Genomic DNA, 4,570 nt, shown 5'->3' on the forward strand with positions numbered 1-4,570 from the left:
TGTATTGATTACAAGCGGTAAGTCCCCGCGTTTAACCGACTTTATATTGATATGATCACGCTGTACACCAACGTTATAGGATGATTTAAGCCAAATAATTAAGGTCAGTAGCGCGAAGGCAAAAATAGCGAATAACTTTGTATTTTTTAGTTTATCCAACAAAGTTTTTTCGGAATGCGTCATAACATCCATGTGCTGTCCTTGTTAATGTATTTCTTAAATCAATAACAAAAACCATGCCAATTGTTAATTCTTTGTTTTTAAATGATTTAAATTTTATATGACAGTGGTTAGCTGTCTATTTGTGCGCGATAATGGAATGTTTGTTCGAAAATGAAATAGAAAATGCAGCTATCGATAACTCAATGCAGAGAAAACTGATTCTGCCCAGAGCACATAGAGCTATGGCTATTTATTCCACTATCAGCATTGGTACTTCACTTATTTAGAACAATTAAACTAGGTTCACACCACTTTCTATCGAAACAAATATCTTATAGCTAAAATATCTAAACAGCTCCCATTAAGTTGTATATCTATTGTGCTGATGATTGAGCGAGGGCTTATTTGGTTTTAAAAAGATGAGAAGAGATTGGTAAAGTTAAAACGAGGCAATTAAAAATATAAGAGTTTAACGCCTCGTTAGTGTGGCTTACTTTAATCGCAACTGAATAAACTCAGCGAGTTTATCAACTGCGTGCGACTCTTCGCTTTGTTTTATTAAGCTAATGCCCACTTCGCCAAGTTCAGGCAGTTGGCTGGTGGATTTGGCCCAGTTTAAGTCGTTTGGTACCGTGTGTTTGGCAAGTACCGTAATGCCTAGGTTTTCTTTAAGGGCAGCGCTAATGCCAGCAAGGTCGGCATTGGTATAGACAATACGCCATTTTAATCCGGCTTTTTCCAGTGCTTCAATTGCGCGGCGGCGATAAATACAGCCTTCTTCTGCGGCAATCAGGTTAACCACTTCGGTATTAATGTTATTTACATCACCTACCCACACTAGTTCATCATCCATAAAAATAGGGTATTTAGACTGCTCAGGGCCTTCCAGTAGTGCCAATATTAAATCGTATTGTTCGCGGTTATCGCTGTGGCGTAGTTTTTTGCTGAGCTCTGACTTCACCTCTAAGGCAACATCAGGGTAGAGGCTTACAAAATCGCCAATAATGGCAGGCAATACGGTTGCTGCAAATTCGCTTGGAATACCCAAACGCACTTTACCTGCTAATACCTCAGAGCTAAAGGTTTGCAAAATAGTGTCGTTTACTTGAAGCAACTGCTTTGCCAGTGGCATTAAAATTTCCCCATGCTGGTTAAGCACTTGGCGCTGGCCTTGTTTTTTAAACAGCTTATTACCTAATAACTCTTCTAAACGCTTAATCTGTAAACTTACAGCAGGTTGCGATAAACCAAGCAATTCACCGGCTTTGGCAAAACCGCCAACCTCAACAACAGTAATTAAGGTGCGCAAGCTATCAGTAGGGATATTTTTCATAAAACACTCCAAACATTAGATTTTGAAATTTATTTTTGTTTGATGATTAGTATTATTTATCAATTTATAAAAAAATACAATTTGATTGTTGCAAGGTGGCCTAACATAATTTTGATTGTTAATTTTCACTGGAGATTGGGCATGACAATACAAGTGCCTCACCTATTTGGTAGCCATCAAAATGCATACACGGGCGCAAACGAACTTGCGCAAATGAACGATCGCACCATTATTGATGTAACCGGCAGCGCTGCGTTACCGTATTTACAAACACTTATTTCCAGTGATGTACGTCATTTAACTGTGCCGGGAATGGGGCTTCGTTGCACAGCAAAAGTAAATGACCATGAAATTGCGCTTGAGCTTTACTACTTTACTGAGCTGGCGTTCCGTATTTTTGTTGATAACGACATTGCACCTGCTTTGGTTGCTGCGTTAAGTGAAGGGGAAGAGTCGCACGATATTGATGTGATCACCCGTAACGATTTACGCATTTTAGCGCTGCGTGGTGATAATGCCTTTAAAACGGTATTAAGCGAATTTGCACTGACACCGGGCATTATTTTAACCGGCGAGCAGCAAAGATACGCGCGCCAAGCGGGTAATGTGTTTTTAACCGCAACCCATTTAGAAAGCCACAAAGGCTATGAGCTAGTCGCAAAAAGCGACGAACTCGCTAAATGGCAAAGTCGATTTAATGCACTAGGCTTTAGCGAGCAAGCAGAATTACTAATTTAAGCAAAGGCTTAACAAACTTAATGGCGGTTAGATTGACCGCTATTTTATATTTAGCGTTGTAATCAATTTAATAAATAAAAATTATTGAAATAAATTAATTACATAATGCGTAAAACTTATAACTTTTCTGGGTGCGAAAGCCATATTGTTTCGGTATAATCGCCGCCCATGTTATTCCCTCAACCGGACAATTGTCCTGTTGAAGCCACGCCGCACCTTGTGCGGGTAGATTTGAAAGTGTAGGAATATTATGACTTCAAAAACTGTATTACACGCCAAGCATCTTGAAGCGGGTGCAAAAATGGTTGATTTCCACGGCTGGGAAATGCCAATCAACTATGGTTCACAAATCGAAGAGCACCACGCTGTTCGTCAAGACGCAGGTATGTTCGACGTGTCACACATGACAATCGTTGACGTTAAAGGCGAAGATGCAAAACCTTTCTTACGTAAGCTAGTAGCTAACGATGTAGAAAAACTACAAGTTGCAGGTAAAGCGTTATACACAGGTATGCTCAACGCCGAAGGCGGTGTAATTGACGACCTAATCATTTATTTCTTCACTGAGACTGAGTACCGCCTAGTGGTTAACTCAGCAACGCGTGAAAAAGACTTAGCACACATTGGTGCGGTTGCAGCTGACTACAAAGTAGCAGTTACAGAGCGCCCAGAGTTTGCAATGATTGCGGTACAAGGCCCTAACGCAAAAGAAAAAACTGCTAAAGTACTTGATGCAGAACAACAAGCTGCAGTTGAAGGTATGAAACCATTCTTTGGCGTGCAAGCGGGTGATTTATTTATCGCAACAACTGGCTATACTGGTGAAGAAGGTTATGAAATCGTAGTTCATAACGACGGTGCAGAGGCGCTATGGCAAGCACTTTTAGACGCAGGTGTTCGCCCAGCAGGCCTTGGTGCACGTGACACGCTACGTTTAGAAGCAGGTATGAACCTTTACGGCCTAGATATGGACGAAACGGTATCACCACTTGCAGCTAACATGGCATGGACACTGGCTTGGGAACCAGCAGATCGTGACTTTATCGGTCGTGATGTGGTTGCTAAGCAGCGCGAAGAACAAAGTACTGACAAATTAGTAGGTTTAGTACTTGAAGAAAAAGGTGTACTGCGTGCTGGCCTTAAAGTTATAGTGGAAGGCGGTGAAGGTGTAATTACATCGGGTACCTTCTCACCAACACTTGGTCACAGTATTGCACTTGCGCGTGTTCCACGTTCAACTGGCGAAACTGCACAAGTTGAAATGCGTAAAAAGCTGGTAGACGTTAAAGTTGTTAAGCCGTGCTTTGTACGTAATGGTAAATCAGTAATCTAAATCGATACGGGGTATTAATACCCCTTATATCAGTTGCATCAAGCTGGCAAGCTAGATTAGTGATAGGAAAATGGATTTATAACGAGGCAAAATTTTAGTGGTGTAGTTGGGCTACATAAGAAAATTTCAACGACGTTAGGAATTCATTTAACACACTAAGATGATTGAAAGTTTGATAAAATTGATATCAAAATAATTTAAACCGAAGGATTTATAAGAATGAGCAATATCCCTGCCGATTTAAAATATGCATCTTCACACGAGTGGGTTCGCGCTGAAGGTAACGGTGTTTACTCAGTAGGTATCTCTGAGCACGCACAAGAGCTATTAGGTGATATGGTTTTCGTTGACCTACCAGACGTAGACGACGAAGTAGATGCAGGTGAAGACTGTGCAGTAGCAGAATCTGTAAAAGCAGCGTCTGATATTTACGCACCAATCTCAGGTACTATCGTTGAAATCAACGAAGAACTAGAAGATTCTCCAGAGACAGTTAACTCTGACCCTTACGGCGACGGTTGGTTATTCAAAATCAAAGCTTCTGACGAGTCAGAACTTGATAACCTACTAGACGCAGAAGGTTACGAAAATTCGATCGACGAAGACTAGTAGAGCGTATTAACCTTTCAAGTTCGTTTTTGCAGCTGCTTGATTGGTTTTTGTACAAGGCAGAGCCAGCGTCGTATAGTTATTCTATATGAGCCTGACGATAACACAGTAGAAAAGGCAATCAAGCGCTGCCTGTTAGGTTCAATTGAGCGCGCCTTTCTCTTTGTTGCTCGGCCTTTACTTAGATGACTAAGCTGTAAGCCGAGCGCCGCGATAAATGCACGCTCAAATGAACAAAATCGGAACGAGAAAGGGCAATACGCTCTTAATCGTATTACGATTGTAATGAAAAGCTCCAATTTTGGAGCTTTTCATGTTTTTACACTCAGTAAATATTTAAATCTTTTATTTAAAGATAAAAATTTTAAATATTTATTAAATTTTTGATTAGTAAA

Annotated in this window: 5 protein-coding genes; 3 read left to right on the forward strand and 2 right to left on the reverse strand. The window is 40.6% G+C overall.

From position 1 onward, the window contains the following. Together ABYD77_RS17915 and ABYD77_RS17920 are read right to left on the reverse strand one after the other, a co-directional pair. On the reverse strand, window positions 1-192 hold a 192-nt coding region (locus ABYD77_RS17915; protein ID WP_372771466.1), incomplete at its 3' end, for a hypothetical protein. A gap of 460 nt (window positions 193-652) precedes the next feature. Continuing rightward, window positions 653-1,495: a LysR family transcriptional regulator gene (locus ABYD77_RS17920; RefSeq protein ID WP_372771467.1), complete on the reverse strand. Its 843-nt coding sequence runs from the start codon at window positions 1,493-1,495 to the stop codon at window positions 653-655. A 141-nt stretch (window positions 1,496-1,636) separates the two neighbouring features. On the opposite strand from ABYD77_RS17920, the gene ABYD77_RS17925 reads away from it, so the two are divergent. The 3 genes from ABYD77_RS17925 to gcvH all read left to right on the forward strand — a co-directional run bounded on the left by ABYD77_RS17925 (window position 1,637) and on the right by gcvH (window position 4,175). Further along, window positions 1,637-2,233 carry a hypothetical protein gene (locus ABYD77_RS17925; protein WP_372771468.1) on the forward strand — a complete coding sequence of 199 codons (597 nt, stop codon included), beginning with the start codon at window positions 1,637-1,639 and terminating at the stop codon, window positions 2,231-2,233. A gap of 250 nt (window positions 2,234-2,483) precedes the next feature. Beyond that, window positions 2,484-3,566, forward strand: coding sequence for a glycine cleavage system aminomethyltransferase GcvT (gene gcvT / locus ABYD77_RS17930; RefSeq protein ID WP_372771469.1), 1,083 nt, complete (start codon window positions 2,484-2,486; stop codon window positions 3,564-3,566). Between the two features lie 219 nt (window positions 3,567-3,785). Beyond that, on the forward strand, window positions 3,786-4,175 hold the full coding sequence (gene gcvH, locus ABYD77_RS17935; protein WP_010558681.1) for a glycine cleavage system protein GcvH: 390 nt from the start codon (window positions 3,786-3,788) through the stop codon (window positions 4,173-4,175). Window positions 4,176-4,570 lie beyond the last annotated feature (395 nt).

Origin of the sequence: Pseudoalteromonas sp., from assembly GCF_041629635.1 — a bacterium.
In the GTDB taxonomy this organism is placed as follows: Bacteria; Pseudomonadota; Gammaproteobacteria; order Enterobacterales; family Alteromonadaceae; genus Pseudoalteromonas.